Consider the following 18011-nt stretch of genomic DNA (forward strand, 5'->3'; position numbering starts at 1 on the left):
ATGTCGGCACCCGAGCACACCCGGCGCCGCCGGTCGGTCCGCGCGGCACTTGCGGCGACGGCTGCTGCAGCAGCACTCGCCGCGACGATCGTGGCCTGCGGCACGACGGAGGAGTCTCTGCCCTCCATCGGGTACGCACTCGACAACACGGTCACCACCTACAACGCCAACACCGTCGACGGCGCCGCCTCGGGAGCCCGGCAGGCCCTGGCCCGTGTGCTGCCCGGGTTCGGCTACGTCGATCCGGCCGGCCAGGTGATCTCCGACACCGACATCGGGGCGGCCACCGTCGTCTCGCAGGACCCGCTGACCGTCCAGTACCGGCTGTCCCCGGACTCCGTGTACTCGGACGGGGTGCCGATGTCGTGCGACGACCTGGTGCTGACCTGGGCGGCCGCCAGTGGGCGATTCACCGCTCCCGACGCGTCGGGAGCAGCGGAGAACCTGTTTGCCGCCGCGCGACGCTCGGGCTATGTCGACATCGAACGGATCGACTGCCAGACCGGATCCAAGGACGCCACCGTCGTCTTCCGCGCAGGCCGCGCCTACGCCGACTGGCGGGCCCTGTTCGGCGCCACCGAACTGATGCCTGCGCACGTCGCGGCCCGCGTCTCGGGGGTGCCCGACGTGGTCGCCGCAATCGGAGGCGGCGACGTCGAGGCGCTGCGCCGGCTCGCCGACTTCTGGAACACGGGATGGAACCTGACCCCGGGCGCGGTGGATCTGTCGCTGCTGCCGGCCTCGGGTCCCTACCGGATCGAGTCGTTCACCGTCGAGGACGGACTCGTCCTCGTCGCGAACGAGCGCTGGTGGGGCAACAAGCCCGGCACCGACCGGATCGTGGTGTGGCCGCGCGGCACCGACGCCGCCGCAGCCGCCTCCGACGGCCGCGTCCACGTCGTCGACGCCGCCACCGGAGCCCTGGACCTGTCGCTCGGCGACGACGCGGAAACGACGGACACGGCCTCGCGCAACGTCGAACAGCTCGTGCTGGGCACCGAGGGCGGGAGCCTCGGCGCCCCCGCCGCGCGCCGGGCGTTCGCGCTGTGCGTGCCCCGGTCGCAGTTGTTCGACGAGTTCGGCCGGGTCGGGGACGTCCCCGCCACCGGTCTCGGTTCCGGGACCACCTCGTCGCGGCTGCTGCCCGCCGACTCGCCCCTGTACCCGGGTGTGTCCGGGCCCGCGGCCCGCTACGACGAGGCGGACACGACCGCGGCGCAGGCCGAGCTCGCCGCGGCCGGGACGGACCGCATCACCGTGCGGATCGGGTACCTCGGTCCCGACCCGCGCCGCGCCCGCACCGTCGAACTGATCGCCCAGTCCTGTCGCGAGGCCGGCATCGAGGTGGTCGACGCCGCCTCCGACACGTTCACGCCGTCGCAGCTCGCGGCGGGTCAGGTCGACGCCGTACTGGCCGGGACCGCCGCCGCCGCGGGCGCGGGCGGCACGGCCGACATGCAGGACGCCCGCGGTTCCCTCAACTCCGCCGCCGGCGCCAACGTCGGTCGCTTCGCCGATGCCCGAGTCGACCGGATCCTCGATGCCCTCGCCGTGACCACCGACGACGCCACGATTTCCGGCCTGGTCGGCGAGGCCGAGACGATCCTGTGGACCGAGATGCCGACCCTGCCGCTGTACGCGCAGCCCCGGGAGACGACCTTCGCCGGCGGCCTTCGTGCCGCCGTCGTCAACGCCAGCGCCGCCGGTGCGGGCTGGAACATGGACAGGTGGATCCTCAACCGATGAGCAGCCTTCCCGCCGGAGCGCACGCGCTGATCGACCGTGCCGCCACAGCGGTCACCGCCCACACCCGCTGGGTCGACGACTTCCCGACACCCGGGGTCCGCTTCGCCGACCTGACCCCGGTCTTCGCCGACGGCGAGGCGTTCGGGGCGGTGATCGCGGCGCTGGCCGCCACCGCACCCGATGCGGAACTGGTGGCCGGGGTCGACGCCCGCGGCTTCCTGCTCGGCGGCGGGATCGCCCACGCACTGGGCACCGGCGTCCTCGCGGTGCGCAAGGCCGGCAAGCTGCCCCCGCCGGTGAACACCCGCGAGTACTCGCTCGAGTACGGCACCGCGGCGATCGAGATTCCGCAGGATTCGGTTCGGCTGCGCGGCCGACGGGTACTCGTCGTCGACGACGTGCTGGCGACCGGCGGCACCCTCTCGGCGACGGCGGAGTTGCTCGACGCGGCCGGCGCTCTCGTCGTCGCGGTGGCCGTGGTCACCGAGATCGAGGTTCTCGGCGGGCGCGCGCGGCTGGAAAAGTACCCGGTGACGTCATTGGTCCGGCTCTGAGAGCTAGAGTTGGCGCAGGTGCCGGTGGTTCCGGACGACGAGGAATGCGCGACGGTACGCCCGGTGTGCATCGGCGACGGGAGGTGTGGGCATGACCCAGAATCTTGATCGGTCCCAGAACTCCGGTCCGACCCCGACCTCGGCGTCCACCTCGGCGTCCCGCCGGGTGCGGGCCAGGCTGGCGCGCCGCATCACCGGGCAGCGCAGCACCAACCTCAAGCCGGTGCTCGAGCCGCTGGTCACGATCCATCGCGAGCTGTACCCGAAAGCCGACCTGTCGGAGCTGCAGCGCGCCTACGACGTGGCGGAGGAGCGGCACGCGTCGCAGAAGCGCAAGTCCGGTGACCCGTACATCACCCACCCCCTCGCGGTCGCGACGATCCTCGCCGAACTCGGCATGGACACCACGACGCTGATCGCGGCGCTGCTGCACGACACCGTCGAGGACACCGGCTACAGCCTCGAACAACTCACCGCCGAGTTCGGCGAGGAGGTCGCCCACCTCGTCGACGGTGTCACCAAACTGGACAAGGTGGTGCTCGGCACCGCGGCCGAGGGCGAGACCATCCGCAAGATGATCATCGCGATGGCACGCGACCCCCGGGTCCTGGTGATCAAGGTCGCCGATCGACTGCACAACATGCGCACCATGCGCTTCCTGCCGCCGGAGAAGCAGGCCCGCAAGGCACGCGAGACCCTCGAGGTGATCGCTCCGCTCGCGCACCGTCTCGGCATGGCCACGGTCAAGTGGGAACTCGAGGACCTGTCCTTCGCGATCCTGCATCCGAAGAAGTACGAAGAGATCGTCCGGCTCGTCGCCACCCGGGCGCCGTCGCGCGACACCTACCTGGCCAAGGTCCGCGCGGAGATCAACTCGACGCTCTCGGCGTCGCGGATCGAGGCCACCGTCGAGGGCCGGCCGAAGCACTACTGGTCGATCTACCAGAAGATGATCGTCAAGGGCCGCGACTTCGACGACATCCACGACCTGGTCGGCGTGCGAATCCTGTGCAACGAGATCCGCGACTGCTACGCCGCAGTGGGTGTCGTGCACTCGCTGTGGCAGCCGATGGCAGGCCGCTTCAAGGACTACATCGCCCAGCCGCGGTTCGGGGTGTACCAGTCGCTGCACACCACGGTGATCGGCCCCGAGGGCAAGCCGCTCGAGGTGCAGATCCGGACCCGGGAGATGCACCGTACCGCCGAGTTCGGCATCGCCGCGCACTGGCGGTACAAGGAGACCAAGGGCAAGCACTCGGGCGACGCCGCCGAACTCGACGACATGGCGTGGATGCGGCAGTTGCTCGACTGGCAGCGTGAGGCCGCCGACCCCGGCGAGTTCCTCGAGTCGCTGCGTTACGACCTCGCGGTGAAGGAGATCTTCGTCTTCACCCCCAAGGGGGACGTGATCACGTTGCCGTCCGGGTCGACCCCGGTGGACTTCGCGTACGCCGTGCACACCGAGGTGGGGCACCGCTGCATCGGCGCACGGGTCAACGGCCGGCTCGTCGCGCTCGAGCGCAAACTCGAGAACGGCGAGGTCGTCGAGGTCTTCACTTCCAAGGATCCCAACGCCGGGCCGAGCCGCGACTGGCAGTCCTTCGTGGTCTCGCCGCGTGCGAAGGCCAAGATCCGGCAGTGGTTCGCGAAGGAACGCCGCGAGGAGGCGCTCGAGACCGGCAAGGACGCCATCGGCAAGGAGGTCAAGCGCGTCGGGTTGCCGCTGCAGCGCCTGATGAACGCGGACCTGATGCAGGCGGTGGCAAAGGAACTGCGGTACGCCGACGTATCGGCGCTCTACACCGCGGTCGGGGAGCACCATGTCTCGGCGCACCACGTCGTGCAGCGTCTCGTCGCGCTCCTCGGCGGGGTCGGTGGGGTCGAGGAGGAACTCGCGGAGCGGGCCACGCCGTCGTCCATTCCGACCCGGTCCCGGCAGAGCGGCGACTCCGGCATCCTCGTGCCCGGCGCCCCGGGCACGGTGTCGAAACTGGCCAAGTGCTGCACCCCGGTACCCGGCGACGAGATCATGGGCTTCGTCACCCGTACCGGCTCGGTGAGCGTGCACCGCACCGACTGCACCAACGCCGGATCCCTGCAGCAGCAGGCCGAGCGGATCATCGACGTCGAGTGGGCACCGTCGCCGTCGTCGGTGTTCCTCGTGGCCATCCAGATCGAGGCGCTGGACCGGCACCGGCTGCTCTCGGATGTCACGAAGGCCCTCGCCGACGAGAAGGTGAACATCCTGTCGGCGTCGGTGACCACGACGGGCGACCGGGTCGCGGTGAGCCGCTTCACCTTCGAGATGGGAGACCCCAAGCATCTGGGCCACGTCCTCAACGTCGTCCGCAACGTGGAGGGCGTCTACGACGTGTACCGGGTGACCTCCGCGGCGTAGGCCGGTTCCGGGGCCGCGCCGGTCGCGTCTCATCCCACGTCGGTGATGACGAGCGGAGCGAGGGGGCGCCCGCCGCCGAGCGGGCTCGAGCCGTCGTTGCCGGCCGCGGCGACCTCCTCGAGCACCGGCAGGCCCGGTTCGGCGACGGTACCGAACACCGAGTACTGCGGATGGAGCAGCGAGTCGCCGAAGACGAGCAGGAACTGGCTGCCGTTGCTGTCCCGGTGCCCGGCGCCTGCCATCGCGACGGTGCCGCGTGGATACACGACCGGGGCGGGCAGATAGCCGTTCTCCCCGCGGACGACCGTGACGGGGTACTCGTCGGCGAACGTGTAGCCGGGCCCGCCCACCCCGGATCCGCTCGGATCGCCGCACCGGAGCATCTGCATGCCCGGTTCGTCCGTCACGTGATGACACTGCGTCCCGTCGAAGAAGCCCTGCCGCGCGAGACCGGCGAAGCTGTGCACCGCGCACGGGGCTGCGGCGCGCTCGAGGACCAACGGGACCGGTCCCGCGGAGGTCGTCAGCGTGAGCTCCACCGTTCCGGTCGCAGGCACGGACGTCGATCCGGGCATGGTCGCCGTCCGCGCCGCCGGTCCGGCGGCAGGATACGTGCAGGTGACCGTGGCGGCACCCGGTTCGGGACGCGGCGGCAGAGCGGCATAGGCGGACGGGTCGAACCCGGCGGGCCCGGCGACCGTAGCGGTCGTCGTCGCCCGCAGCGCGGCAGGGGCGGGCGCGGTCGCGGACGCGGCACACGCTGCGGTCGCGAGTGCCACGGCTACGCTCAGGGCCGCACGCACAGCGATGGAGGTACCAGAGGTCACAGACACGGCACAGTAGACGATCCCGTCACAAACCGACAGACCCCTGCCCGCGGCGGGGACGCGAACGCCCCGCTCACCGGCGGGTGGGCGGGGCGTTGCGGAACGCGCCGGGTCAGGCCGTGCGGACGGCGGTCAGCGTCGTCGTCGCGGCCGGTGGGCCGTCGGGTCCGCCGCCGTCCACCCCGGCCGCGGCGATCTCGTCGAGCGTCGCCAGGCCGGTCTCGTCGATGGTGCCGAACACGGTGTACTGCGGCGGCAGGATCGAGTCGCCGTACACCAGGAAGAACTGGCTGCCGTTGGTGCCGGGGCCGGCGTTGGCCATCGCGAGCGTGCCCCGCGGGTAGACCATCGGATTCTGCGCCTGTGGATCTCCGGGCGCGTACTGGTCGGTGGGGAACTCGTTGGCGAACTCGTAGCCCGGTCCACCGGTGCCCGTGGCGGTGGGATCGCCGCACTGCAGCACCGACAGCGTCGGGTCGGTGGTCAGGCGGTGGCAGTCGGTGTCGTCGAAATATCCCTGCGACGCGAGCGACAGGAAACTGTTGACGGTGCACGGGGACAGCTCGCCCCGGAGAGTCAGGCCGATGTCGCCCTGGGTGGTGGTGACGGTGACGCCGGTGTCGGTGGTGGGGACATTCTCGGCGCGCGGCGGCTGCGCCGGCTTCGCGGCCGTCCGTCCGTCCGACGGGTACGCGCAGCTCACCGTCTCGGGCAGCGGCTCGGCACGCTGGACGGGCAAGGCGGGGAAGTCGGACAGCGACGGGGCGGACGTCGGCGCCGCGGCGCTCGTCGCGGTCGCGGACCCGCCGTCCGGATCGTCCGAGCACCCCGCGAGCAGCAGCGCCACGCCCACTCCGGCCACGGCCGTCCGGGCGACGACGGATCGAGTACGAGTCATCAGTCCATCCTGACACTGGTCAGCGAGATCGGCTGGGCCGGCGCGCCGTCCTGGCCGCCGCCCTCGACCCCGCCCGCGGCGACCTTGTCGAGGGTCGCGAGGCCGGTCTCGTCGATGGTGCCGAACACGGTGTACTGCGGCGGCAGGACCGAGTCGCCGTACACGAGGAAGAACTGGCTGCCGTTGGTGTCGGCGCCGGCGTTGGCCATCGCGACGGTCCCGCGGGGATAGGTCAACGGCTGCGTGGCCGCCGGATCCTCGGGTGCGTACTGGTCGGTGGGGAACTCGTTGGCGAACTGGTAGCCGGGACCGCCGGCCCCGGTGCCGGTGGGGTCGCCGCACTGCAGCACGGCCAGCGTGTCGGACGTGGTCAGGCGGTGGCAGGCGGTGTCGTCGAAGTACCCCTGCGACGCCAGCGACAGGAAGTTGTTGACCGTGCACGGGGAGGTGTCGTTCTGCAGGACCAGCCCGATGTTGCCCTGGGTGGTCTCCACGCTGACGCTGATGTCGGTGTTGCCCTCCCCGGTGGTGAGGATGCCGTCCGTGCGGGGCGGCTGCACGGGCCTGGCGGGCTCACCGGCGGCCGGATAGGCACAGGTCACGGATTCGGGCAACGGTTCGGACCGGGCCGCCGGCAGCGCTCCGAACTCCGGCGGCGCCGGCTCGGTCGTCTCCGACGCCGCGGTCGAGTCCGCGCCGTCGTCGCGGGTGAGCATCCAGACACCGACGCCGGCCGCGACGACCGCGACCACACCGAGCGCGGACAGGCCGATGGTGAGCTGGCGGCGCTTGCGCGCCCGCTGGGCCCGTCGTTCGAGCTGCCGCTCGAGTTTGCGTTTGGCGGCCTGGCGCCGCTGTGCGTTACTCGGCACTGCAGTAGTCCTCCCGTAACCGATCGTCGTTGCCGGATCCATCGTCGCCGCTGGCCCCCGGCTCGAGCCGGATCGAGTCTGCCACCCCAACCTGAGAGCCGGTCGCCGGGGAGCCCGGCCTAGGCTGTAGGAGCCACACCGAGGCCCACACCGTAGGAGCGATGCCCGTGCTCGTCACCGGATTCCCCGCCGGGATGTTCCAGACGAACTGTTACATCCTCGCGCAGGACGACGCCGAGGACTGCGTCGTCGTCGACCCCGGACAGGATGCCGCCGAGCCCCTCGCGGACTTTCTGACCCGGTCCGGGTTGACGCCGCGCGCGGTGCTGCTCACCCACGGGCATCTCGACCACATCTGGTCGGCGCAGGCCGTCGCCGACCGCTACGACATCCCGGCCTACATCCATCCCGAGGACCGCTACATGCTGACCGATCCCGGTCGCGGTATCGGCCCGACGCTGAAGCCGTTCCTCGAAGGCGCCGAATTCACCGAGCCGCGCACCGTGATCGAACTGGCCGACGGCGATCAGGTCGAGCACGCCGGCATCCGGTTCGTCGTCGATCACACCCCGGGGCACACCCAGGGTTCGGTGGTGCTGCGCACCCACGCGACGACCGCCGACGGCGACGACGTCGAGATCGCCCTCACCGGCGACACCCTGTTCCAGGGTTCGATCGGCCGCACCGATCTGCCGGGCGGCGACCACGAACAGCTGCTCGCCTCCATCGCGGCGAAACTGCTCGTGCGCGACGACTCCACCGCGATCCTGCCCGGACACGGCCCGACCAGCACCATCGGTCAGGAGCGGACGTCGAACCCCTTTCTGGCCGGGCTGACCGGCTCCCGCTGACCCGGCCTCCCGACCCACCGACGAGAGAAAGCAGCGACAGTTGAGCAAGCCCTCCACGTTCTCGGCGCCCAAGGGTGTACCCGATTACGTCCCGCCGCAGTCGGCGGAGTTCGTCGCCGTGCGCGACGGCTTGACCCGCGCGGCGCGGCTGGCCGGCTACGGGCACATCGAGCTGCCGATCTTCGAGGACACCGGGCTGTTCGCGCGCGGCGTCGGCGAGTCCACGGACGTCGTGAGCAAGGAGATGTACACCTTCGCCGATCGCGGCGACCGGTCCGTCACGTTGCGGCCGGAAGGGACCGCCGGGGTGATGCGGGCGGTGATCGAGCACGGCCTCGACCGTGGCCAGCTGCCCGTCAAGCTGAGCTACTCGGGCCCCTTCTTCCGGTACGAACGTCCCCAGGCCGGGCGGTACCGTCAGCTGCAGCAGGTGGGGGTCGAGGCGATCGGCGTCGACGACCCCGCCCTCGACGCCGAGGTCGTCGCCGTGGCCGACGCCGGATTCCGCAGCCTCGGCCTCGACGGATTCCGCCTCGAGATCACCTCCCTCGGCGACGAGACGTGCCGCCCCCAGTACCGGGAATTGTTGCAGCAGTTCCTGTTCGGGTTGGACCTGGACGAGGAGACCCGCCGGCGCGCCGAGATCAACCCGCTGCGGGTCCTCGACGACAAGCGCCCCCACGTGCGGGAGATGACGGCCGACGCCCCGCTCATGCTCGACCACCTCTCCGACACGGCCAAGGCGCACTTCGACGAGGTGCTCTCGCACCTCGACGCGCTCGGCGTGCGCTACACGATCAACCCGCGCATGGTGCGCGGCCTCGACTACTACACGAAGACCACCTTCGAGTTCGTCCACGACGGCCTCGGCGCCCAGTCCGGGATCGGCGGCGGCGGACGCTACGACGGCCTGATGGCTCAGCTCGGCGGGCAGCCCCTCTCGGGCATCGGGTTCGGTCTCGGGATCGATCGCACGGTGCTCGCCCTCGCCGCCGAGGGCAAGAGCGCGGGCAGCCCCGCCCGCTGCGAGGTGTTCTGCGTGCCGATGGGCGACTCCGCCAAGTCGACGCTGGTCCCGATCGCCCATCGGCTGCGCGCCGCCGGCATCCGGGTGGACCTGGCGTACGGAGGGCGCGGCGTCAAGGGAGCGATGAAGGCCGCCGACCGCTCCGGAGCCGTCGTTGCCCTGGTCCTGGGGGAGCGAGAGCTCGAAGCCGGCGAAATCGTGGTCAAGGACCTGCGCACCGGCGAACAGCACACCGTGCCGCTCGACGACGTGGTCGCCCGGGTCGGGGACGTCGTTGCCGGCACCTGACCCGTCGGGACGTCCTGCGCCGACCCGTCTGGACCTGATCCCGGCGCGGGTGCTCGCACCCCGCGCTGGGAGGGTCGCGGCGTTCTCCCTCCTGATCGGCGTGGTGGCCGGTTTGCTGGTGTATCTGGTGGCCAGCCCGCTGGTCGCGGTCGTGTCCGGGATGATCGTCGGGGTGCCGCCGGCAGTGGGCGCCCTGGCGGTGCTGCGCCGGCGCCGCTGGATCGACGGCACCACGATCACGGCGAAGGGGGCACTGCGCACCCGGCGGGTGCAGCTGCGCAACCTCGCCGGGGTCGAACTGGTGGTGTCGGCGCTGCGGGTCAGTCAGGTGGTGCTGCGGCTCAACGACGGCGACCGGATCGTGTCGGTCCCGCTGGCGTTGTACGCGAACGGCGGCTGCCGGGAGCTCGATGTGCTGGCGTTGCGCCGGCTCGCGGACGCGCTCGCGGCGAGTGAGCTGGCCTCGGCCGCGGCGATGTCGTCGGTACTGGTGGAGCAGCTGCGGGCGGAGGCCCGCGAAGCGGGACTGGAGCAACGGCCGCTGTACCGGGCGGTGTTGCTGGCCCGGGACGCCGGGCGCGTGCCGCAGACCACGCTCACCGATCACGAGGTGGCTTCGCTCGTCGAATGAGCGCACGCCGATTGGTGTGGCGGCACCCCGGGTATGCGGGGCGCATGATCTCGATGCACGCGGTGTTCGCCGCGCCGTTCCGGGCTGCCTCCGCGTTGCGCGGCGCCCGGGTGTTCCACCCGCACGGGGTGCTCTTCCAGGGGGAAGCGGAACTGGCGCCGGGCTGGTGGCCGCGCTCGGTCCCGGCCCGGGTACCGGTGACCGCCCGGTTGTCCGGTGCCGTGGGCACGCCCGACGGTGTGCCCGACATCCTCGGTCTGGCGCTGCGGTTCTCGCTCGAGAGCGGTCCGTGGGACATCCTGCTCGCCACGCTGCACGTGCCGACCAGGGCGGTGCTGCTGCCGGCGCGAGGCTGGTCGACGGCGCGGTACGGCTCCCTGATGGCGTATCGCACGAACGTCGATCTCGCGCCGCGGTGGATCTTCGCGTTCCCCGAGGGGGAGCAGCCGGCGTCGACGTCTGTGCGGGAACTGGCTCGGCGCGGCGGGCCGCTGGTGTTCTCGTTGCACGTGGCGTCGGCCCGCGGGCGGCTCGTGCCGGCCGGGCGCGTCACGCTCGAGAGCGAGGTACGCGCCTCCGACGAGGCGCAACCGTCGTTCGACCCGGTGCTCAACCACCCGGCCTCGGTCGACCTGTGGCCACGGTGGCTCGTGTCGTTCCGTCGCGACGCCTACCAGGGCAGCCGCGCGGGTCGCGGCGCGGCCGACGGGTCCGCGCGGAGCGATCTGCCCGACTCCGCCGCCGCTCCGTAACGCCGGACCGCTGGGGCGCCGGACCGCTGGGGCGCCGGACCGCTGGGGCGCCGGAGCGCAGTAGCCGGGGGTGCGGAGCAACTCCACACCCCCGGCCTTCGTGAACCGGACCGGTAGCGGTCCGGCGACGTGTCAGCTGACGACGGCGTCGATCGTCTTCTTCAGGGCCGACGGCTGCGCGGGGGAGCGGGGTGCCTTCTCCTTCAGTTCGAGCATCCGCGCCCCGATCTCCTGCAGCTTCTTGCGGCCGAGTGCCTCCCGCACCTTCGGGAACCACTCCTCTTCCTCCTCCTCGATGTGGTGCTCGACGTTCTCGATGAGGACCGTCGTCTTCGCGTCGAACCGCTCGGCACCGGGCTTCATCCCCGCCAGCTCCATCACCAGCACATCCGCGACGTGGTGCTCCTCGAACGACTCGAGGATGTCCGATTCGAGGTCGGGCAGGAGCGAGCGCACCTCGGGATACATGCCCTCGTTCTCGATGTAGGTGTGCACGGTCAGCAGTTCGATGATCCGTCCGACTATCCGACCCTTCTCCTCGTCGTCGTCCGCGCCGCGGAACTCGCGGAACAACGCGCGGATCTCCTTGTGGTCTTCCTTCAACAACACGATTGCGTCAGTGGACACCGGGCCTCCCGCCGAAGTGGTTCTCGAGTGCTCGCCCGTGCGGGGCGTGCGCTCCAGATACCCCGGCGGGAGCCCGGTTACACCGATCCGGCCGACCGGTCAGGTGCTCTTGGGTGTCCGGTCGGCGGTGTCCCGGATGTGGGGTTCCTCGGCGACCTCGGCGGCGTGCCGCCTGCCGACGCCCACGTGCGCTTCCGCCCGCATGACCTCCACCATGTGCGGGTAGTGCAGCTCGAACGCGGGCCGCTCGGAGCGGATGCGCGGCAGCTCGTAGAAGTTGTGCCGCGGCGGCGGGCAGGTGGTCGCCCACTCGAGGGAGTTGCCGTAGCCCCACGGGTCGTCGACGGTGACGACCTGCCCGTACCGGTAGCTCTTGAACACGTTCCACAGGAACGGCAGCGTCGAGACGCCGAGGGTGAACGCCCCGATGGTGGAAATGGTGTTGAGCGTGGTGAATCCGTCCGACGGCAGGTAGTCGGCGTAGCGGCGCGGCATGCCCTCGTTGCCCAGCCAGTGCTGCACCAGGAACGTGGTGTGGAAGCCGACGAAGGTCAGCCAGAAGTGCCACTTGCCGAGGCGCTCGTCCATCAGCCGCCCGGTCATCTTCGGGAACCAGAAGTAGATGCCGGCGTAGGTGGCGAACACGATGGTGCCGAAGAGCACGTAGTGGAAGTGCGCGACGACGAAGTACGAGTCGTGGACATGGAAGTCGAGCGGCGGGCTGGCGAGGATGACGCCGGTCAGGCCACCGAACAGGAAGGTGATGATGAACCCGACCGAGAACAGCATCGGCGTCTCGAACGTCACCTGCCCCTTCCACATGGTGCCGATCCAGTTGAAGAACTTCACGCCGGTGGGCACCGCGATCAGGAACGTCATGAACGAGAAGTACGGCAGCAGCACGGCGCCGGTGGCATACATGTGGTGCGCCCAGACGGCCATCGACAGGGCACCGATCGCGAGGGTCGCGTAGACCAGGCCGGTGTAGCCGAAGATCGGCTTCCGGGAGAAGACCGGGATGACCTCGGAGATGATGCCGAAGAACGGCAGCGCGATGACGTACACCTCAGGGTGACCGAAGAACCAAAACAGATGCTGATACAAGAGCACCCCGCCGGTGGCCGGGTCGAAGATGTTCCCGCCCAGTACCCGATCGACCATCACCCCCATGAACGCGGCCGTCAGCAGGGGGAAGATCAGCAGGATCAGGATCATCGTGATGAAGATGTTCCAGGTGAAGATCGGCATCCGGAACATCGTCATGCCCGGGGCGCGCAGGCACACCACCGTGGTGATCATGTTGACCCCGCCGAGGATGGTGCCGAGACCGGCCACCGCGAGGCCGGTGAACCAGAGGTTGGCGCCGATGCCGGGGGTGTGCAGATCGTCCGCCAACGGAATGTACGACGTCCATCCGAAGTCCGGTGCACCGCCGGGAGTGATGAGGGAGGCGGCGACGACGGTTGCGCCGAACAGGTACAGCCAGTAGCTGAACGCGTTCAGACGGGGGAACGCGACGTCGGGCGCGCCGATCTGCAGCGGCAGGATGTAGTTCGCGAACCCGAACACGATCGGGGTCGCGTACATCAGCAGCATGATGCCGCCGTGCATCGTGAACAACTGGTTGTACTGCTCGTTGGACAGGAACTGCAGACCCGGGACGGCGAGCTCGCTGCGGATCAGCAGTGCCATCAGGCCGCCGATGAGGAAGAACGTGAACGACGTGACGATGTACATCAGACCGAGCATCTTTGGGTCGGTCGTGGTGACGAGTCGGTAGAACGTCGAACCCTTCGGCGCGTACCGCGGCGGGTACGGCCGGACGGCCTTCGTTTCGGTGACAACCATGGTGCCTCCTTGCGCTGCCCCGGGGCGGCGACGTCGCTGCGGCGCCGCGTGCTCCGTGAGGCCTCAGGGCATCCCGGAACCGCCGCGGCATCATGCGGTAGGTCGAGCGTAGCCGGACACAGCCGCGCACGGGAGGTTTTGCGTCGGCGGATTATGGCCCGGCGACGCGGGATTCGCGCCGGTTCCGGGAACAAACCCTTGCCTTCGTATGTTGTGAGTGGTACAAGAAAGGTGTAGCGGCAGACATAGATCGGCTGCTCTCCTCAACCGGCACGAAGAGAGTCTGTGGAGGTGGAAACGATGTTGATGCGCACCGATCCGTTCCGCGAGCTCGACCGCTTCGCGCAGCAGGTTCTCGGTACGGCGGCCCGGCCCGCGGTGATGCCCATGGACGCCTGGCGTGAGGGCGACAAGTTCGTCGTCGAGTTCGACCTGCCCGGTGTGGCCGAGGATTCGCTCGACCTCGACGTCGAACGGAACGTGCTGACGGTGCATGCAGAACGACCGGCGCGCGACCAGAGTCAGGAGATGGTCGCGGCCGAGCGTCCGCGCGGCGTGTTCAGCCGGCAGCTGTTCCTCGGGGAGAACCTCGACACCGACAACATCGAGGCGACGTACGACGCCGGTGTGCTGAGGCTGACGATCCCCGTGGCGGAGAAGGCCAAGCCGCGCAAGATCGAGATCGCGGTGGGCGACAAGAAGGCGATCGACGCCTGACCCACCGGTGTCCGCGGAGACAGTCATGGACGCACTCGACCTGATCGCCGAACCGCTCGTCGGGCCCGAAGAACCCGTCGACGGTGCGGACCTCGAGCTGCTCCTGCTCGAACTCGAGCTGGACATGCTCGAGGTGCCCCGGCCGCGATCGCCGGTGGACATCCCGGGATGCCGGGCCGCCGCAGTCCGGCCTCCGCGCGAGGCGGCATGCTCCCGGGGACCGCTCGGACGAGTCGGGACGCGAGCCCCGGGGGAAGTGGTGGCCACGCAGCGCTCTCCTCCGGGTCGTACCGGAAACGATCCCCGGAATCTCGTCGTGAAAGGACGGTGATGCGACGTCGCAGCAGTAGTGCGAGGCGCTGACGTGCGTGCCGCCCGCCCGGACGACAACCACGACGCGCCGAGCCGGTCACCGGCCCGCAGCCGGAACCGGTCGGCGCACCGCCGGTACTCGGCACACCCAGTGCGGGCCGCACCCGTTCATCGCCGACGCCCGGCGACCCTCTCCGTCGCGAGGTGGGTCGCCGGGCGTTCGCTCCTGTGGCCGCAGCGGTCCGTCGTGGGCGAATCCGCCGACGACGACACGAAGGAGGCGCAGCCGTGTCCGGCAGCGAACCCGATCTCTACGCGGCGCTGGACGTCTCCGATTCCGCCGGGCAGGCGGCCATCACGGCAGCCTTCCGCCGCAAGCTGCGCGCGCACCACCCCGACCTGCGCAACCCGGCCCTCCCGTACGGCCCGGACGAGGACGAGGAACTGCGCCGGATCGTCGAGGCGTATTCCGTCCTGCGCGACCCGGATCGTCGCGCGGAGTACGACCGTCGCCGCGCCGGCCCGCTCACCCGGTCCGTCCGCGTGACCGTGCACCGTCCGGACCCGCCCCCGGCGGCGGATCCACCCATCCGGGCCGGACCCGTCCGCCGCCACCGGTGACCCCGCGACGCACGGGCGCGTCTCGCGGAGCCCGTCGCTCCCTCGCTCGGTCCGGCCGCACGGTTCATTCGCTCGGGTCAGGGGTACGGGGTTCGTGCTTTCCGCCGTAGGCGAGGGCCAGCAGGGTGCGTGCCCCGTGCGCCAGGGCTCGTTCGTCCAGTACGAAGTCGGGCTGGTGAAGATCGTGCCGCGGACTCGTCCCGTCCCAGACCCCCAGCCGCGCCATCGCGCCCGGGACGTGCTCGAGATACCACGCGAAGTCCTCGCCGCCGCTGGACTGTCCCGCCTCGGCGAGGTTCTCGAGGCCCACCACGGACTCGATCGCGGCGAGCATCTCGGCCACCGCCTCGGGGTCGTTGACCACCGGCGGAACGCCCTGCACGTACTCCAGTTCGTGGTCCACGTCGTAGGGGGCGAGCAGTTCGGCGACGCTGCGTCGCACCAGGGGCTCGACCGTCGCCCACGTCTCGTGCGACGCGCTGCGCAACGTGCCCACCAGTTCGCCTTCCTCGGGGATGGCGTTGCCGACGTGCCCGGCCCGAACCCGTCCCCAGGTCAGGACGGTGGCGGTACGGGCGTCGAGGCGTCGATCGAGCACCGATGCCAGACCGGTGACGAGGACGGCCGCCGCGTGGATCAGGTCCCCGGTCAGATGCGGACGGGCCGAATGGCCCCCGGGGGAGGACAACCGGACCGTGAGCACGGCCCCGGACGAGGTGATCGGGCCGGCGCGGGTGGCGAGCTTGCCCGCCTCGAGTTGCGGGGCGCAGTGCAGCGCGAAGATCCGGGACACCCCCTCGAGACCACCCGCCGCGACGACCTCGAGGGCGCCGCCCGGCGTGGTCTCCTCGCCCGGCTGGAAGATCAACCGCACCCGTTGCGGGGGTGGGTCCGCCGCGAGCACGGTGGCTGCCTCGAGCAGCATCGCGGTGTGGGCATCGTGCCCGCACGCGTGGCACACGCCCGCCACGGTCGATGCGTACGGCAACCCGGTGGTCTCGGTGAGCGGCAGGGCGTCGAGGTCGGCCCGCAGCGCGAGGCATTCGCTCGTGTCCGGGCCGACGTCGCACCACAGTCCGGTGCCCCCCGGCAGGGTCACCGGGCTCAGCCCGAGCGAGACCAGCTGATCGCGCACCAGCGCGGTCGTCCGGAACTCCGCGAACGACAGCTCCGGGTGGGCATGCAGGTCCCGTCGCCAGGCGACGACGCGGTCGTGGTCGATCGTCATCCCTCGAGAACTCCGTCGGGTCGGTGACAACTACGGGCCGGTCGAGAGGGGACCGGTTCGTCAGTCAGTTCACCACGGTCGGGGCGACCACGTCCCGGTTCTCGCGTTCGGTGACGCCGTGTGCTCGTCGCGCCCAGGACTCGGCGCCCTCGCCACCTCGACGGCGATGCCCGCACCGAACCGCCGCTACGGCCACGCCGGTCACGAAAGGCCCGGTTCCCGCCCCACACCCCGGCGGGACGGGAACCCGGGGATCACCAGTCGTCACCGCCCCCGATCACCGGGGCCGTCGCCGGCGGGAGCTCGCCGATCACGGCGGTGCTGTTCGCCGCGGACACCAGGATCGCCGGACGGGTCCGCCGGGGCGTGTCGTCGTCCGCGCGTCCGGTGGCCGGGAGGGCGGCCGCGAGCGGATGACGGGCGGTCGAAGCCACGGTGGACACGGGAGCAGTCGCGGTGGACCGGGGGTTCGACGGGGCGCCGCCGAGACCGCCGACCGCGCCCCCGAGGGCCGCCGCGCCTGCCGCGCCCAGCGAGACACCGCCCCCGCCCGGTGCGACGCCACTCGCGCTGCTCGCCGGGGCGGTGGCGGCGGCGAGCGTCGGGGTCGCCGGTCCGGTGCCGCCTGCGAATGCCGCGGCCTGCGTCTGTGCGGGCAGATCGCCGGGCGCACCGGTCGCGGCGACGATCTCCACGGCCTTCGTGGCGGTCGCGGCGACGTCCGACGGAGCGGGCAGGCCGGGCGTGGCGACGGGCGCAGGCACGGTGATCGGCGTGGCGAGCGCGTTCATCGCCGCGGTGTGGCCGAGCAGTTCGCCGCGGGTACGCGCGACCACCGCCAGCGCCGCGGACACGTGCTCGGCGGCGGCGGTGAGCAGCGCGACCTGTCCCGGTGGTGTCAGCGCGACGGGCGCCGTCGCCGCGGCGAACGCCAGGAAGGACTGCGCGATTCCGCCGAGTTCGACGTTGCCGCGCTCGACACTGGCGGTCGCGGCGCGGGTGACCGCTCCGATCTCGTCGCCCCGCTCGCCCAGCTCGACCGCGCTCAGCTGTGCCTGGCGACCCTTGTCGAGCGCGGCCTCGGCGGGTGCCCCCTCCCACGAGTCCGGCAGTGCATGCAGTGCCGTGCGCGTCAGCGACGCCGCGCCCTCGAGCACCCGCGACGACTGCTGCAGCACCGCAGACGGGTCGAGCGCCTCGACGATCCCGGTGCCGAACAGGTCGCCCAGATCGCGCAGGGGACGCAGCAATTCGTCGATTCCCGGCACCGGTGGAACCGGAATCGACTGCAGCACCTCGGATAGTGCATCGAGCCCGGATTCCGGCGACCACGTCGGCGGGGCCGGGGCCGGCGCGGGCAGGGGCAGGTCGAGGACCGGGCCGGCAGGGGACGCGCGGAGCGCGTCGAGGACGGTGGGCGAGGCGACCGGCGCCCCCTGCGCCGTCATCGCGCGCCCCCGATTCCCGCGACGGCCGCGCCGAGACCCGCGGCGGTCGCCGCGTCGAGCGCCTCGTACCGGGCGGCGGCGTCGTGCGCGGCGACACCGCCGGACGCGTAGACGTACGCCAGCTGGGCGACGGCGCGAGTGTGTGCACCCTGCGCGACGGCGAACGCGGCGACGAAGTCCGCACCGATCAGGCCCATGGCCGGGCTCAGCGACGAGACATTCGCCTGCAGATCCACTCCGCCCGCACGGGCGACCTCCTCCGCGGCGCGCAGGGACGTGCTGCCGAACGCCCGCACCCCGTCGGGCACGACACGGACGCCGCCCCCCGTCGAGAACGAGCCGGCAGCGTCGAACAAACCGCTCATG

18 protein-coding genes are annotated in these 18011 nt (G+C 71.2%); 10 read left to right on the forward strand and 8 right to left on the reverse strand.

Annotated features, from left to right (window positions below):
• From F1734_RS12965 to F1734_RS12975, 3 genes are all read left to right on the forward strand, one after another.
• Positions 1 to 1746: an ABC transporter substrate-binding protein gene (locus tag F1734_RS12965; RefSeq protein WP_203010657.1), complete on the forward strand. Its 1746-nt coding sequence runs from the start codon at positions 1 to 3 to the stop codon at positions 1744 to 1746.
• Between the two features lie 26 nt (positions 1747 to 1772).
• On the forward strand, positions 1773 to 2300 hold the full coding sequence (locus tag F1734_RS12970; RefSeq protein ID WP_395704521.1) for an adenine phosphoribosyltransferase: 528 nt from the start codon (positions 1773 to 1775) through the stop codon (positions 2298 to 2300).
• Between the two features lie 91 nt (positions 2301 to 2391).
• Complete coding sequence (locus F1734_RS12975) at positions 2392 to 4698, forward strand: RelA/SpoT family protein (RefSeq protein ID WP_026137911.1); 2307 nt, start codon at positions 2392 to 2394, stop codon at positions 4696 to 4698.
• A 29-nt stretch (positions 4699 to 4727) separates the two neighbouring features.
• Here the strand turns inward: F1734_RS12975 and F1734_RS12980 are convergent, their stop codons facing one another.
• The 3 genes from F1734_RS12980 to F1734_RS12990 form a co-directional block, all read right to left on the reverse strand.
• The gene (locus F1734_RS12980; protein WP_010596854.1) at positions 4728 to 5501 is read right to left on the reverse strand and encodes a peptidylprolyl isomerase; all 774 of its coding nucleotides are present in this window, start codon (positions 5499 to 5501) and stop codon (positions 4728 to 4730) included.
• A gap of 136 nt (positions 5502 to 5637) precedes the next feature.
• A complete protein-coding gene (locus tag F1734_RS12985; RefSeq protein ID WP_010596855.1) occupies positions 5638 to 6423 on the reverse strand; it encodes a peptidylprolyl isomerase in 786 nt (261 codons plus the stop codon).
• The gene (locus tag F1734_RS12990) at positions 6423 to 7295 is read right to left on the reverse strand and encodes a peptidylprolyl isomerase (protein ID WP_010596856.1); all 873 of its coding nucleotides are present in this window, start codon (positions 7293 to 7295) and stop codon (positions 6423 to 6425) included. Before F1734_RS12990 ends, F1734_RS12985 begins: the two co-directional genes overlap by 1 nt.
• A gap of 167 nt (positions 7296 to 7462) precedes the next feature.
• On the opposite strand from F1734_RS12990, the gene F1734_RS12995 reads away from it, so the two are divergent.
• Genes F1734_RS12995 through F1734_RS13010 form a run of 4 tightly spaced genes read left to right on the forward strand, consistent with a single transcriptional unit; the run spans position 7463 to position 10844 of the window.
• Positions 7463 to 8146, forward strand: a complete 684-nt coding sequence (locus F1734_RS12995; protein ID WP_026137910.1) for an MBL fold metallo-hydrolase — start codon at positions 7463 to 7465, stop codon at positions 8144 to 8146.
• A 40-nt stretch (positions 8147 to 8186) separates the two neighbouring features.
• Entirely contained in the window at positions 8187 to 9461 is a 1275-nt protein-coding gene (hisS, locus tag F1734_RS13000) for a histidine--tRNA ligase (RefSeq protein WP_017681347.1), read from the forward strand.
• 49 nt (positions 9462 to 9510) lie between these two features.
• The gene (locus F1734_RS13005; protein ID WP_010596859.1) at positions 9511 to 10092 is read left to right on the forward strand and encodes a hypothetical protein; all 582 of its coding nucleotides are present in this window, start codon (positions 9511 to 9513) and stop codon (positions 10090 to 10092) included.
• A gap of 44 nt (positions 10093 to 10136) precedes the next feature.
• Positions 10137 to 10844 (forward strand): hypothetical protein, encoded by a 708-nt coding sequence (locus tag F1734_RS13010; RefSeq protein WP_010596860.1) that lies wholly within the window; start codon positions 10137 to 10139, stop codon positions 10842 to 10844.
• A gap of 132 nt (positions 10845 to 10976) precedes the next feature.
• On the opposite strand, the gene F1734_RS13015 is transcribed toward F1734_RS13010, so the two are convergent.
• A complete protein-coding gene (locus F1734_RS13015) occupies positions 10977 to 11471 on the reverse strand; it encodes a hemerythrin domain-containing protein (RefSeq protein WP_017681345.1) in 495 nt (164 codons plus the stop codon).
• 99 nt (positions 11472 to 11570) lie between these two features.
• Positions 11571 to 13319 (reverse strand): aa3-type cytochrome oxidase subunit I, encoded by a 1749-nt coding sequence (gene ctaD, locus F1734_RS13020; RefSeq protein WP_017681344.1) that lies wholly within the window; start codon positions 13317 to 13319, stop codon positions 11571 to 11573.
• Positions 13320 to 13619: 300 nt separating this feature from the next.
• On the opposite strand from ctaD, the gene F1734_RS13025 reads away from it, so the two are divergent.
• The 3 genes from F1734_RS13025 to F1734_RS13035 all read left to right on the forward strand — a co-directional run bounded on the left by F1734_RS13025 (position 13620) and on the right by F1734_RS13035 (position 14969).
• The gene (locus F1734_RS13025) at positions 13620 to 14036 is read left to right on the forward strand and encodes an Hsp20/alpha crystallin family protein (RefSeq protein WP_010595223.1); all 417 of its coding nucleotides are present in this window, start codon (positions 13620 to 13622) and stop codon (positions 14034 to 14036) included.
• Between the two features lie 25 nt (positions 14037 to 14061).
• Positions 14062 to 14367, forward strand: coding sequence for a hypothetical protein (locus tag F1734_RS13030; RefSeq protein ID WP_010595222.1), 306 nt, complete (start codon positions 14062 to 14064; stop codon positions 14365 to 14367).
• A 269-nt stretch (positions 14368 to 14636) separates the two neighbouring features.
• On the forward strand, positions 14637 to 14969 hold the full coding sequence (locus tag F1734_RS13035) for a DnaJ domain-containing protein (RefSeq protein WP_017681342.1): 333 nt from the start codon (positions 14637 to 14639) through the stop codon (positions 14967 to 14969).
• A gap of 64 nt (positions 14970 to 15033) precedes the next feature.
• Here F1734_RS13035 and F1734_RS13040 read toward each other — a convergent pair whose 3' ends face one another.
• The 3 genes from F1734_RS13040 to F1734_RS13050 all read right to left on the reverse strand — a co-directional run bounded on the left by F1734_RS13040 (position 15034) and on the right by F1734_RS13050 (position 18010).
• Entirely contained in the window at positions 15034 to 16197 is a 1164-nt protein-coding gene (locus F1734_RS13040) for an amidohydrolase (RefSeq protein WP_017681341.1), read from the reverse strand.
• A gap of 254 nt (positions 16198 to 16451) precedes the next feature.
• The gene (locus F1734_RS13045) at positions 16452 to 17645 is read right to left on the reverse strand and encodes a hypothetical protein (protein ID WP_040271196.1); all 1194 of its coding nucleotides are present in this window, start codon (positions 17643 to 17645) and stop codon (positions 16452 to 16454) included.
• Positions 17642 to 18010, reverse strand: a complete 369-nt coding sequence (locus F1734_RS13050; RefSeq protein WP_010595218.1) for a type VII secretion target — start codon at positions 18008 to 18010, stop codon at positions 17642 to 17644. The genes F1734_RS13045 and F1734_RS13050 overlap by 4 nt, the downstream gene beginning before the upstream one ends.
• Position 18011: the final 1 nt, after the last annotated feature.

This window comes from Rhodococcus ruber (assembly GCF_016804345.1).
Taxonomy (GTDB): domain Bacteria; phylum Actinomycetota; class Actinomycetes; order Mycobacteriales; family Mycobacteriaceae; genus Rhodococcus; species Rhodococcus ruber.

Excerpts from the sequence above, each read along its gene's own strand:
- F1734_RS13050 (WP_010595218.1), bottom strand. The coding sequence starts at position 18,010 with ATGAGCGGTTTGTTCGACGCTGCCGGCTCGTTCTCGACGGGGGGCGGC.
- F1734_RS13025 (WP_010595223.1), top strand. The coding sequence starts at position 13,620 with ATGTTGATGCGCACCGATCCGTTCCGCGAGCTCGACCGCTTCGCGCAG.
- F1734_RS12985 (WP_010596855.1), bottom strand. The coding sequence starts at position 6,423 with ATGACTCGTACTCGATCCGTCGTCGCCCGGACGGCCGTGGCCGGAGTG.
- F1734_RS12975 (WP_026137911.1), top strand. The coding sequence starts at position 2,392 with ATGACCCAGAATCTTGATCGGTCCCAGAACTCCGGTCCGACCCCGACC.
- F1734_RS13045 (WP_040271196.1), bottom strand. The coding sequence starts at position 17,645 with ATGACGGCGCAGGGGGCGCCGGTCGCCTCGCCCACCGTCCTCGACGCG.
- ctaD (WP_017681344.1), bottom strand. The coding sequence starts at position 13,319 with ATGGTTGTCACCGAAACGAAGGCCGTCCGGCCGTACCCGCCGCGGTAC.
- F1734_RS12965 (WP_203010657.1), top strand. The coding sequence starts at position 1 with ATGTCGGCACCCGAGCACACCCGGCGCCGCCGGTCGGTCCGCGCGGCA.
- F1734_RS13040 (WP_017681341.1), bottom strand. The coding sequence starts at position 16,197 with ATGACGATCGACCACGACCGCGTCGTCGCCTGGCGACGGGACCTGCAT.
- F1734_RS13010 (WP_010596860.1), top strand. The coding sequence starts at position 10,137 with ATGATCTCGATGCACGCGGTGTTCGCCGCGCCGTTCCGGGCTGCCTCC.
- F1734_RS13030 (WP_010595222.1), top strand. The coding sequence starts at position 14,062 with ATGGACGCACTCGACCTGATCGCCGAACCGCTCGTCGGGCCCGAAGAA.